The sequence below is a fragment of the Thiohalorhabdus sp. genome (genome assembly GCF_046545655.1).
GTDB lineage: Bacteria > Pseudomonadota > Gammaproteobacteria > Thiohalorhabdales > Thiohalorhabdaceae > Thiohalorhabdus.
Window position 1 is genome coordinate 1 of record NZ_JBKGZG010000051.1, and the last position, 15,551, is coordinate 15,551.

At 66.5% G+C, this 15,551-nt stretch carries 13 protein-coding genes and 1 tRNA gene; all 14 read left to right on the forward strand.

The window, feature by feature from the left end; translation table 11 throughout:
• Positions 1 to 71 (forward strand): hypothetical protein (locus tag ACLFRB_RS10465; protein WP_411068968.1); only part of this gene is annotated, 71 nt, incomplete at its 5' end.
• A 24-nt stretch (positions 72 to 95) separates the two neighbouring features.
• Complete coding sequence (rpmG, locus tag ACLFRB_RS10470; protein WP_054965171.1) at positions 96 to 251, forward strand: 50S ribosomal protein L33; 156 nt, start codon at positions 96 to 98, stop codon at positions 249 to 251.
• A gap of 26 nt (positions 252 to 277) precedes the next feature.
• A tRNA-Trp gene (locus ACLFRB_RS10475) sits at positions 278 to 354 on the forward strand.
• A 64-nt stretch (positions 355 to 418) separates the two neighbouring features.
• The gene (gene secE / locus ACLFRB_RS10480) at positions 419 to 772 is read left to right on the forward strand and encodes a preprotein translocase subunit SecE (RefSeq protein ID WP_411068958.1); all 354 of its coding nucleotides are present in this window, start codon (positions 419 to 421) and stop codon (positions 770 to 772) included.
• 9 nt (positions 773 to 781) lie between these two features.
• The gene (gene nusG / locus ACLFRB_RS10485; protein WP_411068959.1) at positions 782 to 1,315 is read left to right on the forward strand and encodes a transcription termination/antitermination protein NusG; all 534 of its coding nucleotides are present in this window, start codon (positions 782 to 784) and stop codon (positions 1,313 to 1,315) included.
• A gap of 63 nt (positions 1,316 to 1,378) precedes the next feature.
• Positions 1,379 to 1,807, forward strand: coding sequence for a 50S ribosomal protein L11 (gene rplK / locus ACLFRB_RS10490; protein ID WP_411068960.1), 429 nt, complete (start codon positions 1,379 to 1,381; stop codon positions 1,805 to 1,807).
• Positions 1,808 to 1,817: 10 nt separating this feature from the next.
• Complete coding sequence (gene rplA, locus ACLFRB_RS10495) at positions 1,818 to 2,513, forward strand: 50S ribosomal protein L1 (protein WP_411068961.1); 696 nt, start codon at positions 1,818 to 1,820, stop codon at positions 2,511 to 2,513.
• Positions 2,514 to 2,701: 188 nt separating this feature from the next.
• On the forward strand, positions 2,702 to 3,226 hold the full coding sequence (rplJ, locus tag ACLFRB_RS10500) for a 50S ribosomal protein L10 (protein ID WP_411068962.1): 525 nt from the start codon (positions 2,702 to 2,704) through the stop codon (positions 3,224 to 3,226).
• 48 nt (positions 3,227 to 3,274) lie between these two features.
• Complete coding sequence (rplL, locus tag ACLFRB_RS10505) at positions 3,275 to 3,652, forward strand: 50S ribosomal protein L7/L12 (RefSeq protein WP_411068963.1); 378 nt, start codon at positions 3,275 to 3,277, stop codon at positions 3,650 to 3,652.
• Between the two features lie 340 nt (positions 3,653 to 3,992).
• On the forward strand, positions 3,993 to 8,063 hold the full coding sequence (gene rpoB / locus ACLFRB_RS10510) for a DNA-directed RNA polymerase subunit beta (RefSeq protein WP_411068964.1): 4,071 nt from the start codon (positions 3,993 to 3,995) through the stop codon (positions 8,061 to 8,063).
• A 106-nt stretch (positions 8,064 to 8,169) separates the two neighbouring features.
• The gene (gene rpoC, locus ACLFRB_RS10515) at positions 8,170 to 12,312 is read left to right on the forward strand and encodes a DNA-directed RNA polymerase subunit beta' (protein WP_411068965.1); all 4,143 of its coding nucleotides are present in this window, start codon (positions 8,170 to 8,172) and stop codon (positions 12,310 to 12,312) included.
• Between the two features lie 143 nt (positions 12,313 to 12,455).
• On the forward strand, positions 12,456 to 12,827 hold the full coding sequence (gene rpsL / locus ACLFRB_RS10520; RefSeq protein ID WP_054965180.1) for a 30S ribosomal protein S12: 372 nt from the start codon (positions 12,456 to 12,458) through the stop codon (positions 12,825 to 12,827).
• Between the two features lie 12 nt (positions 12,828 to 12,839).
• Entirely contained in the window at positions 12,840 to 13,310 is a 471-nt protein-coding gene (rpsG, locus tag ACLFRB_RS10525) for a 30S ribosomal protein S7 (RefSeq protein WP_411068966.1), read from the forward strand.
• Positions 13,311 to 13,360: 50 nt separating this feature from the next.
• Positions 13,361 to 15,460: an elongation factor G gene (fusA, locus tag ACLFRB_RS10530; protein WP_411068967.1), complete on the forward strand. Its 2,100-nt coding sequence runs from the start codon at positions 13,361 to 13,363 to the stop codon at positions 15,458 to 15,460.
• The last annotated feature ends 91 nt before the right edge of the window (positions 15,461 to 15,551 follow it).

Here is a 15,551-nt window from a genome sequence, read left to right on the forward strand (position 1 = left end):
GCCTGCGCTTCGCCATCCGCGAGGGCGGCCGGACCGTGGGCGCCGGCGTGGTCGCGGAAATCGTGGAGTAGCCCGGCTACCTGAGGAAGCAGGAAATGCGTGAACTGATAAGCTTCGCTTGCGGGCAGTGCGGGCGCCGCAACTACACCGGCGACAAGAACAAGCGCAATACGCCCGACAAGCTGGTGTTCCGGAAGTACTGCCGGTTCTGCCGTACGCACACGGAGCACCGCGAGGATAAGATCAAATAGGGCGTCCGGCGCCCTGACCGGTTTGCAGGCCAGTAGCTCGAATTGGCAGAGCAACGGACTCCAAATCCGTGGGTTGGGGGTTCGAATCCCTCCTGGCCTGCCATTTCTTTGGGATAGGGCTGCACCTTCCCTTCCGCCCAGCACCCCGAACCAATCCGGGCATCCAGATGACCGATAAGCCAAAAATCATCCTAGCCGTGGCCGTGTTTGCGGTGGGCGTGCTCGGTTATTACTTCCTCGGGGCGCAGGCCATGACGGCCCAGGAGGGTTGGGTGCGCTATGCGGCCATTGCCCTCGGCGCGGTAGCCGGCGCGGGCATCTACGCCAGCACCGAGCAGTTCTCCCAGTTTCGGCAATTCGTGCGGGAGGCCCGCGTCGAGCTCAGCCGGGTGGTCTGGCCGACCCGCCAGGAAACCCTCCAGACCACCGCCGTGGTCATCGGCATGGTGCTGTTCGTGGGCGCTTTCCTGTGGGTCGTGGACTGGGTTGTCTTCGCCGCCGTCCGATACTTGATGGGCTAGGAGGCCCAAATGGCCAAGCGCTGGTATGTGGTCCACGCCTACTCCGGATACGAGAAGAAGGCCAAGGCCATGCTGGAGGAGTCCATCCGCCAGCATGGCATGGAGGACTACTTCGGCCAGATCCTCGTGCCCACCGAGGAGGTGGTCGATGTAACCTCCAGCTCCAAGGGCACGGCCGAGCGAAAGATCTTCCCAGGCTACATGCTCGTCGAGATGGAGATGAACGAGAAGACCTGGCACCTCGTCAAGGACGTGCCCCGGATCACCGGGTTCGTCGGCGGCAAGGCCGGGCAGCCCCATCCGCTTCCGGAAAAGGAAGCCCAGGCCATCCTCCAACAGATCGAGGAGGGCATGGAGAAGCCGCGGCCCAAGGTCACCTTCTCCGTGGGGGAAGCCGTGCACGTGATCGACGGTCCCTTCTCGGGCTTCAACGGGGTGGTGGAAGACGTCAATTACGACAAGAGCACCATCCAGGCATCGGTAACCATCTTCGGCCGACCCACCCCGGTCGAGCTGGAGTTCAATCAGGTCGAAAAGGCCTGATCGATTTGGAAACGGGGGAGCCATCCCAAGCCACGGTCCCAGCGGCCGTTCGGAGAGTAATCCATGGCGAAGAAGATCGAAGCCTACATCAAGCTGCAGGTCCCCGCGGGGCAGGCCCAGCCCAGCCCGCCGGTGGGCCCCGCCCTGGGCCAGCACGGCCTGAACATCATGGAGTTCTGCAAGGCGTTCAATGCCCAGACCCAGGAGATGGAGCAAGGGCTGCCGGTACCGGTGGTGATCACCGTCTACGCCGACAAGTCCTTCACCTTCACCACCAAAACGCCGCCGGCCTCCATTCTCCTGCTGAAGGCGGCGGGCCTGAAGGGCGGGAGCTCCAACCCCTTGACCAATAAGGTGGGCAAGGTCTCCAAGGCGCAGGTGGAGGAGATCGCGCAGACCAAGATGCCCGACCTCAACACGAACGACCTGGCCACTGCGGCCACCATGATCGAGGGTACCGCTCGATCCATGGGCATTGAGGTCGAGGGCTAGGAGGGGACCAATGGCCAAGCAAGGAAAGCGCATCAAGGATCTGAACCAGCAGGTCGAGAAGGGCCATCCCTACACGATCGAAGAAGCCGTGCAGTTGGCCAAGAGCACCAGCAAGGCGGCCTTCGACGAATCGGTGGATGCCTCCTTCAACCTTGGAATCGATCCCCGCAAGGCGGATCAGATGGTCCGCGGCACCGTTACCCTGCCCCATGGCACCGGCAAGACCACCCGGGTTGCGGTATTCGCCGAGGGCGCCAAGGCCGACGAGGCCCGCGAGGCGGGGGCGGACTACGTGGGCCTCGAGGATCTGGCCGAGAAGATCGAGGCCGGCTGGACCGACTTCGACCGGGCCGTGGCCACGCCGGATTCCATGCGGGTGGTTGGACGCCTGGGCCAGATCCTCGGTCCCCGCGGCCTGATGCCCAACCCCAAGGTGGGCACCGTTACCGACGACCTGGCCAACGTGGTGGCCCAGATCAAGGCCGGCCAGGTGGAATACCGCGCCGACAAGGGCGGCATCGTTCACCTGCCCATTGGCCGGGCCAGCTTCGAGGTTGGGGCCCTGCAGGAAAACCTCAAGGCGGCGGCAGACGCGCTTGTGCGCGCCAAGCCCGCCGCGGCCAAGGGCAAGTACCTCCGCAAGGTAAGCATTTCCACCACCATGGGTCCCGGGATCCAGGTGGATACTTCCTTCGCCCGCATCTAGGGCGGAGGGCGTCCCGTAGCAACGGGATATGCGACGGCACCGGCCTTCGGGCCTGGGCCGTCGAAGACCGCAGGTGCCCGAGCACCCCTCGGGCTTAAACCGCTGGCCTGCCGAGACGGCGGTGCCGTTCGTGGCTCCCTTCCGGGGGGATGGCGAGCGGACCGCGAAACCGAGTAGGGGGATCAGCCTTGCTGAACCTGGAGCAGAAAAAGGCGGTCGTCGCCGATCTGCGCGCCCGTTCGGAGGCCGCCCAGGCGGCGGTCCTCGCCGATTACCGCGGGCTGACCGTGGACGAGGTCACCGACCTCCGGGCCCAGCTCACGGCGAGCGGCGTGTTCTTCAAGGTGGTGAAGAACAACCTCGCCAAGCGGGCCGTGGAGGGGACGGACATGGAGGCCCTCTCCGAGCACTTCTCCGGCCCCACGGCCATGGCCCTCACCGAGGACCCCGTGGCCGCGGCCAAGATCCTCACGGAGTTTGCCAAAGACCACGAGGATCTGGAGATCAAGGCCGGGGTGCTGCAGGGCAAGCCCATGTCGCAGCAGGATCTGGTGGCCCTGGCGCAGCTACCGGACCGGCACACGCTGCTCACCCAGCTGGCGGTCGGGCTCAACGCCCCGGCCACCAAGCTGGCCCGCAGCCTGAACGCCGTGCCGGCCAAGTTCGCCCGTGCCCTGGCGGCGGTTCGCGACCAGAAGGGCGAGGCCGCCTAACCGTCCGCACCGATTTTCCTTTTTTACCCATCGGAAGGGAGCCGTATCATGTCCCAGGAAGAAATCCTGAACGCCATCGAGAACATGACTGTCCTCGAGCTGTCTGAGCTGGTGAAGGCCATCGAGGAGAAGTTCGACGTCTCCGCGGAGGCGCCCGCCGCCGTGGCCGCAGCTCCCGCCGCCGCCGGCGGTGGCGAGGCCGCTGCCGCCGAGAAGGACGAGTTCGACGTCGTGCTGACCGGTGAGGGCGAGAAGAAGGTGCAGACCATTAAGGTGCTGCGCGAGGTCACCGGCCTTGGGCTGAAGGAAGCCAAGGAGATGGTGGAAAACCTGCCCGCTACCCTCAAGGAAGGCGCTTCCAAGGACGAGGCCGAGGAGATCAAGTCCAAGATGGAGGAAGCTGGGGCCCCGGTGGAGCTCAAGTAACCCGCCTGCAGTTTCCGGTTTCTGCAACCGGTCGAAGCGGCTGGCGACCCGCGCGCGGGGCGCCAGCCCTTCTGTGTTTCTGGCCACAGGCTCCCGAAGGTCCCTTCGGGCCCGGGGGCGCCAAGCCAGCCGTTGATGTTCTGTTGCGCCGATCCGGAGGGTTGGTGGCGGGCCGCAAGGCCCCCGCTGCAACATGCGTGTCGCCCGGGAGCCCCCCGGTGGAAGGCCGCCGACCGCGGGCAGGTTCCCTCCCTGCCGCCAACGCGGCTCCGGCACCTGCGCAGCGGCCCACGACCGACCCCGCGAACGGCACGAGCCTTCCACTCCCGCAGGAGTAGCCATGTACTCGTTCACCGAGAAAAAACGGATCCGGAAGGATTTCGGCAAGAGCCCGACCATTCGGGAGGTGCCGTACCTGCTGGAGACGCAGGTGGAGTCCTACCAACGGTTCTTGCAGGCCGAGCGTGGTCCGGAGGAGCGCGATAACGATGGCCTGGAGGAAGTGTTCCGCTCGGTTTTCCCCATCGAGGACCAGAGCGGCAAGGCGGCGTTGGAGTACGTGGGCTACGAGTTCGGCCCCCCCTCCTTTGATGTGCGGGAGTGCCAGCAGTGGGGGCTCACCTTCTCCCGGCCCCTGCAATGCAAGCTCCGCCTGGTGGTCTACGACAAGGACGAGACCACCGGCGGAAAGGCGGTGCGGGACATCAAGGAGCAGGAGGTCTACCTCGGGGAGATTCCGTGGCAGACCGAGCGGGGCACCTTCATCATCAACGGCACCGAGCGGGTCATCGTCTCGCAGCTGACCCGCAGCCCTGGCGTGTTCTTCTCCCACGATCGCGGGCAGACCCATAGCTCCGGGAAGCTTCTGTACAACGCTCGGGTGATTCCCTACCGGGGGTCCTGGCTGGACTTCGAGTTCGACCCCAAGGACCACCTGTATGTCCGGATCGACCGGCGGCGCAAACTGCCGGCTTCCGTGCTCCTGCGCGCCCTGGGCTACTCCAATGAGGAGATGCTCGACCTCTTCTTCGAGCGCGAGCACTTCCGCATGGAGGGCGACACCATCCGCATGACACTGGAGCCCGAGCGGCTGCAGGGCATGAAGGCGCCCTTCGACGTGGTGGATCCCAACAGCGGGGAGGCCCTGGTCACCATCGGCCAGAAGGTGACTCGCCGACGGGTCAACCAGATCGTGGAGGCGGGCATCGAGAACGTGGAGGTCCCGGAGGGCCTGCTGTTGGGCAAGGTGCTCGCCCACGACATCCCCAATACGGAGACCGGGGAGCTGTTGGCGAGCGCCAACGAGGAGCTCACCGAGGATCTCCTGGAGCGGCTCCGCGAGGCGGGGGTGACCGCATTCGAGACGATCTACACCAACGAGATCGACCGCGGTCCCTACATGTCCGATACGCTGCGCCTGGACCACACCACCACCCAGTCCGAGGCGCAGATCGAGATCTACCGCATGATGCGCCCGGGGGAGCCGCCCACGGAGGAGACCGCGGCGAACCTGTTCAACAATCTGTTCTTCAACGATGACCGCTATGACCTCTCGGCGGTGGGCCGGATGAAGTTCAACCGGCGCGTGGGCCGCGGAACCGACGAGGGCCCGGGGACCCTGGACGCCGAGGACATCATCGAGGTCATGCGTACCCTCATCAGCCTGAAGAACGGCTACGGGGACGTGGACGACATCGACCACCTCGGCAACCGCCGGGTGCGCTCCGTGGGCGAGCTCGCCGGGGAGCAGTTCCGCATTGGCCTGGTGCGCATGGAGCGCGCCGTTAAGGAGCGCATGGCCCTGGCGGATCCGGACGACTTGGTGCCCAAGAAGCTGGTGAACGCGAAGCCGGTTTCCGCGGCTATCAAGGAGTTCTTCGGCTCCAGCCAGCTCTCCCAGTTCATGGACCAGACCAACCCGCTGTCGGAGGTGACGCACAAGCGGCGCGTCTCGGCCCTTGGCCCCGGTGGCCTCTCCCGCGAGCGGGCCGGTTTCGAGGTGCGCGACGTGCACCCCACCCACTACGGCCGGATCTGCCCCATCGAGACCCCGGAAGGGCCGAACATCGGGCTGATTAACTCGCTGTCGAGCTACGCCCGCACCAACCGCTACGGGTTCCTGGAGACCCCGTACCGGCGCGTGGTGGACGGCCAGCCCACCAACGAGGTGGACTACCTGTCCGCCATCGAGGAGGGCAACTACGTCATTGCGCAGGCCAACGCACCGGTGGACGAGGAGGGCAAGCTCGCCGCGGACCTGATCTCCTGCCGGCATCGGGGCGAATCCACCCTGGCTCGGCCCGACCAGGTGGAGTACATGGACGTCTCCCCGAAGCAGATTGTCTCGGTGGCGGCGTCCCTGCTGCCCTTCCTGGAGCACGACGACACCTCCCGGGCGCTCATGGGCGCCAACATGCAGCGCCAGGCGGTGCCGACCATCCGCGCCGACAAGCCGCTGGTAGGCACGGGCATGGAGCGCCGGGTGGCCGTGGACTCCGGCGTGGCCGTGGCCGCCAAGCGGGGCGGGGTGGTGGACTCCGTGGACGCTTCGCGGGTGGTGGTGCGCGTCAACGACGATGAGACCACCCCCGGCGAGCCCGGCGTGGACATCTACAACCTCATCAAGTACAGCCGCTCCAACCAGAACACCTGCATCAACCAGAAGCCCTTGGTGCACCGCGGCGAGCGCATCGAGGCCGGGGACGTCCTCGCCGATGGCCAGAGCACCGACATGGGCGAGCTGGCCCTGGGACAGAACATGAAGGTGGCCTTCATGGTCTGGGGTGGCTACAACTTCGAGGACTCCATCCTCATCTCCGAGCGGGTGGTCCAGGAGGACCGCTTCACCTCCATCCACGTGGAGGCCTTCTCGGTGATGGCGCGGGACACCAAGCTCGGCCCCGAGGAGATCACCCGCGACATCCCCAACGTCAACGAGGAGGCCCTGGGCGACCTCGACGAGGCGGGGGTGATCCGCATCGGCGCCGAGGTGAACCCCGGCGACATCCTGGTGGGCAAGGTCACCCCCAAGGGCGAGACCCAGCTCACCCCCGAGGAAAAGCTGCTGCGGGCCATCTTCGGTGAGAAGGCCTCGGACGTGAAGGACACCTCCCTGCGCGCCCCCACTGGCCTGAGCGGCACGGTAATCGACGTGCAGGTGTTCACCTCGGAGGGGGTGGAGAAGGACAGCCGGGCCAAGGCCATCGAGCAGGAGGAGCTCGAGCGCGCCCAGAAGGACCTGGAGACCCAGCACCGCATCGTCGAAGACGACGCCTACGCCCGCCTGGAAGACCTGCTGGTGGGCAAGGTGGCCGACGGCGGGCCCGACCTCGAGCCCGGCGCCGAGGTCACCAAGGACTACCTCCAGAATCTCTCCCGGCGCCGCTGGTTCGAGATCCGCATGCGCGATGAGGCGGTCAACGACCAGATCGACAAGATCCGGGAGCACCTGGAGGAGCAGCGCCAGCTGCTGGAGCAGCGCCTGGAGGAGAAGCGGGAGAAGCTTACCTCCGGCGACGAGCTGTCGCCGGGCGTGCTCAAGATGGTCAAGGTCTTCGTGGGCGTGAAGCGGCCCCTGCAGCCCGGCGACAAGATGGCCGGCCGCCACGGCAACAAGGGCCTGATCTCCAAGATCCTGCCCCAGGAGGACATGCCCTTCCTGGAGGACGGCAGCCCGGTGGACGTGGTGCTCAGTCCCCTCGGCGTGCCCTCGCGCATGAACGTGGGCCAGATCCTGGAGACCCACCTCGGCTGGGCGGCCAAGACCCTGGGTCTGCAGATTGGCGGCCTGCTGGACAACAGTGGCGATCTGCGCGAGGTCAGGGAGTTCCTGGGCGAGGTCTACGACCACGACGAGGAGCGCACCGCCATCGCCGAGATGGAGGACGGCGAGATCCGCAACCTCGCCGAGAACCTCCGGGGCGGGGTGCCCACCTCCACGCCGGTGTTCGACGGCGCCAGCGAGGAGGAAATCAAGGGCATGCTCAAGAAGGCGGACCTGCCGGAGTCCGGCCAGGTTACCCTGTACGACGGGCGTACCGGCGACGCCTTCGACCGCCCCGTGACCGTGGGCTACATGTACATTCTGAAGCTGCACCACCTGGTGGACGACAAGATCCACGCCCGCTCCACCGGCCCCTACTCCCTGGTCACCCAGCAGCCGCTGGGCGGCAAGGCGCAGTTCGGCGGCCAGCGCTTCGGCGAGATGGAGGTGTGGGCGCTGGAGGCCTACGGTGCGGCCTATACCCTGCAGGAGATGCTCACCATCAAGTCCGACGACGTGGCCGGCCGCACGGCGGCCTACGAGTCGCTGGTGAAGGGCGACGACAAGTTCCAGCCCGGGATCCCCGAATCCTTCAACGTGCTGCTCAGGGAGCTGCGGGCCCTGGCCATCGACGTGGAGCTGGAATAGCCCCGGCGCATTCCGCGGTGGGACCGGCGGGGGGCCGGTCCCTTCGGGCCGGCGGGATCCCGCCGGCGACCGCATCCAGGCGTACTAGGCGCCAAGGAGGATGACCTTGAAGGACATCATGAACCTGTTCAAACAGACCAGCCAGCAGCTCGACTTCGACGGCGTGCGCATCGCCATCGCCTCGCCGGAGAAGATCCGCTCCTGGTCCTATGGTGAGGTCAAGAAACCGGAGACGATCAACTACCGGACCTTCAAGCCGGAGCGGGACGGCCTGTTCTGCGCCAAGATCTTCGGCCCGGTCCGGGACTACGAATGCAACTGCGGGAAATACAAGCGCCTGAAGCACCGCGGCGTGGTCTGCGAGAAGTGCGGTGTCGAGGTCATCCAGTCCAAGGTGCGTCGGGAGCGCATGGGCCACATCGACTTGGCGGCGCCGGTGGCCCACATCTGGTTCCTGAAGTCCCTGCCTTCCCGTATGGGCCTCCTGCTCGGCATGACCCTCAAGGACCTGGAGCGGGTCCTGTACTTCGAGTCCTACGTGGTCGTCCATCCCGGCATGACCCCGCTGGAGCGGGGCCAGCTCCTCACCGACGAGCAGTACCTGGACGCGGTGGAGGAGTACGGCGACGAGTTCACCGCCATGATGGGCGCCGAGGCCATCCGCGACATGCTGCGGGACATCGACCTCGAGTCGGAGGCCCGGCAGCTGCGGGAGGAGCTGGAGGAGACCCGCTCCGAGGCCAAGCGCAAGAAGGCCGCCAAGCGCCTCAAGACCGTGGAGGCCTTCCTCTACTCCGGCAACCGTCCGGAGTGGATGATCCTGGAGGTGCTGCCGGTGATCCCGCCGGAGCTGCGGCCCTTGGTGCCCCTGGACGGCGGCCGCTTCGCAACCTCCGACCTGAACGACCTGTACCGGCGGGTGATCAACCGCAACAACCGTCTCAAGCGGCTGCTCGACCTCAAGGCGCCCGAGATCATCGTGCGCAACGAGAAGCGCATGCTGCAGGAGGCGGTGGACGCCCTGCTGGACAACGGGCGGCGCGGCAAGGTGATGACCGGCCCCAACAAGCGGCCCCTGAAGTCCCTCGCCGACATGATCAAGGGCAAGCAGGGCCGCTTCCGGCAGAACATGCTGGGCAAGCGGGTGGACTACTCCGGCCGCTCCGTGATCGTGGTGGGCCCGGAGCTCAAGCTCCACCAGTGCGGCCTACCCAAGAAGATGGCCCTGGAGCTGTTCAAGCCCTTCATCTACAACAAGCTGGAGTCGCGGGGCTACGCTACCACCATCAAGGCGGCCAAGAAGCTGGTGGACCAGGAGCGGCCCGAGGTGTGGGACATCCTTGAGGAGGTGATCCGCGAGCACCCGGTGATGCTCAACCGCGCCCCGACCCTCCACCGCCTGGGCATCCAGGCCTTCGAGCCGGTGCTCACCGAGGGCAAGGCCATCCAGCTGCACCCGCTGGTTTGCGCCCCCTACAACGCCGACTTCGACGGCGACCAGATGGCGGTGCACGTGCCGCTGTTCACCGAGGCCCAGATGGAAGCCCGGGTGCTCATGATGAGCTCCAACAACATCCTGGGTCCGGCCAACGGCGAGCCGATCATCACCCCCACCCAGGACGTGGTGCTTGGCCTGTACTACATGACCCGCGAGGCGGTGAACGCCAAGGGCGAGGGCTCGGTCTTCCGCGATCCCGAGGAGGTGCGCCGCGCCTACGACACCGGCGCCGTGGACCTGCAGGCGCGCATCGAGGCCCGCATCCGGGGTGAGCGGGTGACCACCACCGTCGGCCGGGCCCTGCTGCTGGAGATCCTTCCCGAGCAGCTGGACTACGCCATGGTCAACAAGGTGTTGGACAAGAAGGCCATCGGCGCCCTGGTCAAGGCCAGCTACCGCAAGGCCGGCCTGAAGACCACGGTGGTCTTCTCCGACCAGCTCATGTACACGGGCTTCCACTACGCCACCAAGTCGGGCATCTCCTTCGGCCTGGACGACATGGTCATCCCGGAGGAGAAGCACACCCTGCTGGAGTCCGCCCAGAGCGAGGTCAAGGAGATCTACCAGCAGTACACCGACGGCCTGGTGACCAACTCCGAGCGCTACAACAAGGTCATCGACGTCTGGGCGCACACCAACGACAAGGTGGCCGAAAAGATGATGGAGCGCCTCGGCAAGGACAAGGTGGTCGATGCCGAGGGCAACGAGGTGGAGCAGGAGTCCTTCAACTCCATCTACATGATGGCCGACTCCGGGGCCCGGGGCTCCGCCCAGCAGATCCGGCAGCTCGCCGGCATGCGCGGCCTCATGGCCAAGCCGGACGGCTCCATCATCGAGGCGCCTATCACGGCGAACTTCCGCGAGGGCCTCAACGTCCTGCAGTACTTCATTTCCACCCACGGCGCGCGGAAAGGCCTGGCCGACACGGCGCTCAAGACCGCCAACTCCGGCTACCTTACCCGCCGCCTGGTGGACGTGGCGCAGAGCTGCATCGTCGAGGAGGAGGACTGCGGAACCGAGAACGGCACCGTCATGACGCCCCTGGTGGAAGGCGGCGACGTGGTGGAGCCCCTCTCCGAGCGCGTGCTCGGCCGCGTGACCGCGGAGCCCGTCTACCATCCCAACAGCGGGGAGGTCCTCTTTGAGCGGGGCACCCTGCTGGGCGAGGACGAGGTGGAGCAGCTGGACGAGCTGGGCGTGGACCGCGTGGTGGCGCGCTCCGTGCTCACCTGCGAATCCCGCCACGGCGTATGCGCCAACTGCTACGGCCGGGATCTTGGCCGCGGCTCCCGGGTGACCACCGGCGAGGCGGTGGGCATCGTGGCCGCCCAGTCCATCGGCGAGCCGGGCACCCAGCTCACCATGCGGACCTTCCACATCGGCGGCGCCGCCTCCCGCTCCGCGGAACAGTCCTCGCAGGAGACCAAGTACGGCGGCTACGTGCGGTTCGAGAACCTCAAGACGGTGACCGACCGCAACGAGCGCCACGTGGTGGTGTCCCGGAACGGCGAGCTGACCGTCAACGAGGAGACCGGTCGTGAGCGGGAGCGGTACAAGATCCCCTACGGCGCCACCCTGACGGTGGACGAGGGCGGCTACGCCGAGGCCGGAGCCACCCTCGCCGAGTGGGATCCCTATACCATGCCGATCCTGACCGAGGTGGGCGGCACCGCGGTGTTCCAGGACATCGAGTCCGGCACCACGGCCACCCAGCAGGTGGACGAGGTCACCGGGCTCACGAGCCTGCAGGTGACCGACGTCTCCGGCACCAAGGCCCGGGACATGCGGCCGCGCATCGAGCTGGTGGACGAGGCAGGCACCCCGGTGAAGATCCCCGGCGCCGACCTCCCCGCCCGCTACTACCTGCCGGCCGGGGCCATTATCTCGGTGAACGACAACGACGAGCTGCACCCCGGCGACGTGCTGGCGCGGATCCCCCGCGAGACCTCCAAGACCAAGGACATCACCGGCGGCCTACCGCGGGTTGCCGAGCTCTTCGAGGCGCGCAAGCCGAAGGACCACGCGGTCCTCGCGGAGACCGAGGGACTCGTCTCCTTCGGCAAGGACACCAAGGGCAAGCGCCGGGTGCTGATCCGCTCCGAGAACGGGGAGGAGCAGGAGTACCTCATCCCCAAGGGCCGTCGCATCGCCGTGAACGAGGGCGACCACGTGCGCCCCGGCGATCCCATCGTGGACGGCTCCCCGGTGCCGCAGGACATCCTCAACATCCTCGGCATCGAGGCCCTGGCCCGCTACATCGTGGACGAGGTGCAGGAGGTCTATCGGCTGCAGGGCGTGAAGATCAACGACAAGCACATCGAGATCATCGTCCGGCAGATGCTGCGCCGCCGCGAGATCCTGGAAGCCGGGGATTCCCGCTTCCTGGAGGGGGAGCAGACGGACCGCGCCGTGCTCGAGGAGGAGAACGACCGTCTGCGTGCCGAGGGCAAGGTGGAGGCTGTGGGCCGGCCGGTGCTGCTGGGCCTGACCAAGGCCAGCCTGTCCACCGAGTCCTTCATCTCCGCCGCCTCCTTCCAGGAGACCACTCGGGTCCTCACCGAGGCGGCCATGGAGGGCAAGAAGGACACCCTGCGAGGCCTGAAGGAGAACCTGATCGTCGGCCGCCTCATCCCGGCGGGTACCGGGCTGGCCTACCACCAGCTGCGGCAGACCCCGGCGGAGGGGGAGGCCGGCGGCGAGGCGCCGTCCGCGGAGCAGGAAGGGGAGGCGGTGGACGCCCAGTGGGCGTGAGCCCTTCCCGGTAGGGAGCCACCGGCGGGCCGTGGCCCGCCGGTGGCCTACCTTGACAGTACGTTGGACGCAAACTACAATTCCCCGCTTTCCCATGACGGGCCGATAGCGGCCTGTCATTTATTTTGAAGGGAGCGAGTCGCATGCCGACCATCAACCAGTTGGTGCGCAAGCGGCGCAAAAAGGTCGAAGAGAAGAGCAATACCCCCGCGCTGGACTCCTGTCCGCAGCGCCGCGGCGTATGCACCCGGGTCTACACCGCAACGCCCAAGAAGCCGAACTCGGCGCTGCGTAAGGTGGCGCGCGTGCGGCTCACCAACGGCAAGGAGGTGAGCACGTACATCCCTGGCGAAGGGCACAACCTCCAGGAGCACTCCGTTGTCCTGGTGCGCGGTGGCCGGGTGAAGGACCTTCCGGGTGTGCGCTATCACGTGGTCCGCGGTGCCCTGGATACCGCCGGGGTGAGCGACCGCCGCCAGGCACGCTCGAAATACGGCGCCCGGCGCCCGAAGTAGGGGGAAGGTAAGATGCCCAGGAGACGTGAGGTACCGAAGCGCGAGGTGCTGCCGGATCCCAAGTACGGATCGAAGACGGCGGCCAAGTTCATCAACCACCTCATGCGCGACGGGAAGAAAAACACCGCCGAGCGGACCCTCTATCGCGCGTTCGATCAGATCCGCGAATCCAAGGGCGAGGACCCTGTGGAGGTGTTCGAGACGGCGCTGGAGAACATCCGTCCCGTGGTGGAGGTCAAGAGCCGCCGCGTGGGCGGAGCGACCTACCAGGTCCCTGTGGAAGTGCGGGCCCAGCGGCGCACGGCCCTCGCCATGCGGTGGCTGGTGCAGTACGCGCGGCAACGCCAGGAGAAGAGCATGCCGCAGCGCCTGGCCAACGAGGTGATGGAGGCCGCCGACGGCCGTGGCGGCGCCGTGCGCAAGCGCGAAGAGACGCACAAGATGGCCGAGGCCAATAAGGCCTTCGCCCACTACCGCTGGTAAGGCGGAAGAAATCCGAATTTCGTACGTAGACGGACCAAGAGGCTCCCGCCGTGGCTAGGAAGACCCCTCTGGAGCGGTACCGCAACATCGGCATCATGGCCCACATCGATGCCGGCAAGACGACCGCTACCGAACGAATCCTGTTTTACACCGGCATCTCCCACAAGATGGGGGAGACGCATGACGGTGCGTCGGTGATGGACTGGATGGAGCAGGAGCAGGAGCGGGGCATCACCATCACCTCCGCCGCCACCACCTGCTTCTGGAGCGGGATGGAGCAGCAGTTCCCCGAGCACCGCATCAACATCATCGACACCCCTGGCCACGTGGACTTCACCATCGAGGTGGAGCGCTCCCTGCGGGTCCTGGACGGCGCCATCGCCGTCTTCTGCGCCGTGGGCGGGGTGGAGCCGCAGTCCGAAACGGTATGGCGCCAGGCTGATAAGTACGAAGTGCCGCGCATGGCCTTCGTCAACAAGATGGACCGAATGGGCGCGGACTTCTACAACGTCCTGGATGAGATGCGGAACCAGCTCGGGGCCCGGCCCATTGCCCTGACCCTGCCCATCGGCGCCGGCGAGGACTTCGAGGGGGTGGTGGACCTCCTGCGGATGAAGGCGATCCACTGGGACATGGAGACCATGGGCGCCAACTTCACCGAATCCGAGATCCCCGCCGACCTCCAGGGGCCTGCCCAGGAGTACCGCGAGGCCCTGGTGGAGGCTGCCGGAGAGGGCGACGAGGAGCTCATGGAGAAGTACCTCGAAGAGGGCGAGCTCTCCGATGAGGAGGTGCTGAGGGGTCTCCGCATGGGCACCCTGTCCCAGGAGATCGTACCGGTCTACTGCGGCACGGCCTTCAAGAACAAGGGCGTACAGTCCCTGCTGGACGGCGTTATCGAGTTCATGCCGAGCCCGGCGGACATTCCCGCCATCAAGGGCGATGACCCCGACAGCGGCGAGGAGCTCGAGCGCCATCCCAGCGACGAAGAGCCCTTCTCCGCCCTCGCCTTCAAGGTAGCCACCGACCCCTACGCCGGCCAGCTCACCTTCATGCGCTGCTATTCAGGCAGCCTCTCCTCCGGGGCCACCCTGTTCAATCCGCTCAAGAACAAGAAGGAGCGGATCGGCCGGCTCCTCCACATGCACTCCAACGAGCGCAAGGAGGTGAGCGAGGTCTACGCGGGGGACATCTTCGCCGCGGTGGGCCTCAAGAACACCGGTACCGGCGAGACCCTGTGCGACCCCAAGGAGCAAATCATCCTGGAGCGCATGGAGTTCCCGGACCCGGTGATCTCCGTGGCTATCGAGCCCAAGTCCAAGGCCGACCAGGAAAAGCTCGGCACCGCCCTGGGCAAGCTGGCCCAGGAGGACCCCTCCTTCCAGGTGCGCACCGACGAGGAGAGCGGGCAGACCGTCATTTCCGGCATGGGCGAGCTGCATCTGGAGGTGATCGTCGACCGCCTCAAGCGGGAGTTCAACGTGGAGGCCAACGTGGGGCAGCCCCAGGTGGCCTACCGCGAGACCATCCGCAAGCCGGTGGAGCAGGAAGGCAAATTCATCCGCCAGTCGGGCGGCCGGGGGCAGTACGGCCACGTGTTCCTGAACATCGAGCCCAACGAGCAGGGCGCTGGCTACGAGTTCGTGGACAAGATCGTCGGCGGCGTGGTGCCGAAGGAATACATCCCGGCGGTGGACCAGGGGGCCCGGGAGGCCCTGGAGAACGGCATCCTCGCCGGCTATCCCATGGTGGACGTCAAGGTGACGCTGTTCGACGGCACCTTCCACGAGGTGGACTCCAGCGAGGCGGCCTTCAAGATCGCCGGCTCCCAGGCCATTCAGGAGGGCGCCCGCAAGGCCGACCCGGTCCTGCTTGAGCCCATGATGGACGTGGAGGTGGTCACCCCCGAGGAGTTCATGGGCGACGTCATCGGTGACCTGAACAGCCGCCGGGGGAACGTGGGGGCCATGGAGGACAGCAAGGCCGGCAAGGTTGTCAGCGCCGAGGTGCCGCTCGCCGAGATGTTCGGCTACGCCACCACCCTGCGCTCGCTCACCCAGGGCCGGGCCACCTACACCATGCAGCCCAGCAGCTACGCGGAAGTTCCGCAGAGCGTTGCCAAAGAGATCATCGCCAAGGCCCACGGCTAGGCGAACGGACCGCTTGAGGGGAGGGACACGCCATGTCCAAGGAGAAGTTTGAGCGCACCAAGCCGCACGTGAACGTGGGCACCATTGGTCA

Bases quoted from the DNA above. Each gene is read 5' to 3' on its own strand.
- rpmG (WP_054965171.1), top strand. From the start codon at position 96: ATGCGTGAACTGATAAGCTTCGCTTGCGGGCAGTGCGGGCGCCGCAAC.
- secE (WP_411068958.1), top strand. From the start codon at position 419: ATGACCGATAAGCCAAAAATCATCCTAGCCGTGGCCGTGTTTGCGGTG.
- nusG (WP_411068959.1), top strand. From the start codon at position 782: ATGGCCAAGCGCTGGTATGTGGTCCACGCCTACTCCGGATACGAGAAG.
- rplK (WP_411068960.1), top strand. From the start codon at position 1,379: ATGGCGAAGAAGATCGAAGCCTACATCAAGCTGCAGGTCCCCGCGGGG.
- rplA (WP_411068961.1), top strand. From the start codon at position 1,818: ATGGCCAAGCAAGGAAAGCGCATCAAGGATCTGAACCAGCAGGTCGAG.
- rplL (WP_411068963.1), top strand. From the start codon at position 3,275: ATGTCCCAGGAAGAAATCCTGAACGCCATCGAGAACATGACTGTCCTC.
- rpoB (WP_411068964.1), top strand. From the start codon at position 3,993: ATGTACTCGTTCACCGAGAAAAAACGGATCCGGAAGGATTTCGGCAAG.
- rpsL (WP_054965180.1), top strand. From the start codon at position 12,456: ATGCCGACCATCAACCAGTTGGTGCGCAAGCGGCGCAAAAAGGTCGAA.
- rpsG (WP_411068966.1), top strand. From the start codon at position 12,840: ATGCCCAGGAGACGTGAGGTACCGAAGCGCGAGGTGCTGCCGGATCCC.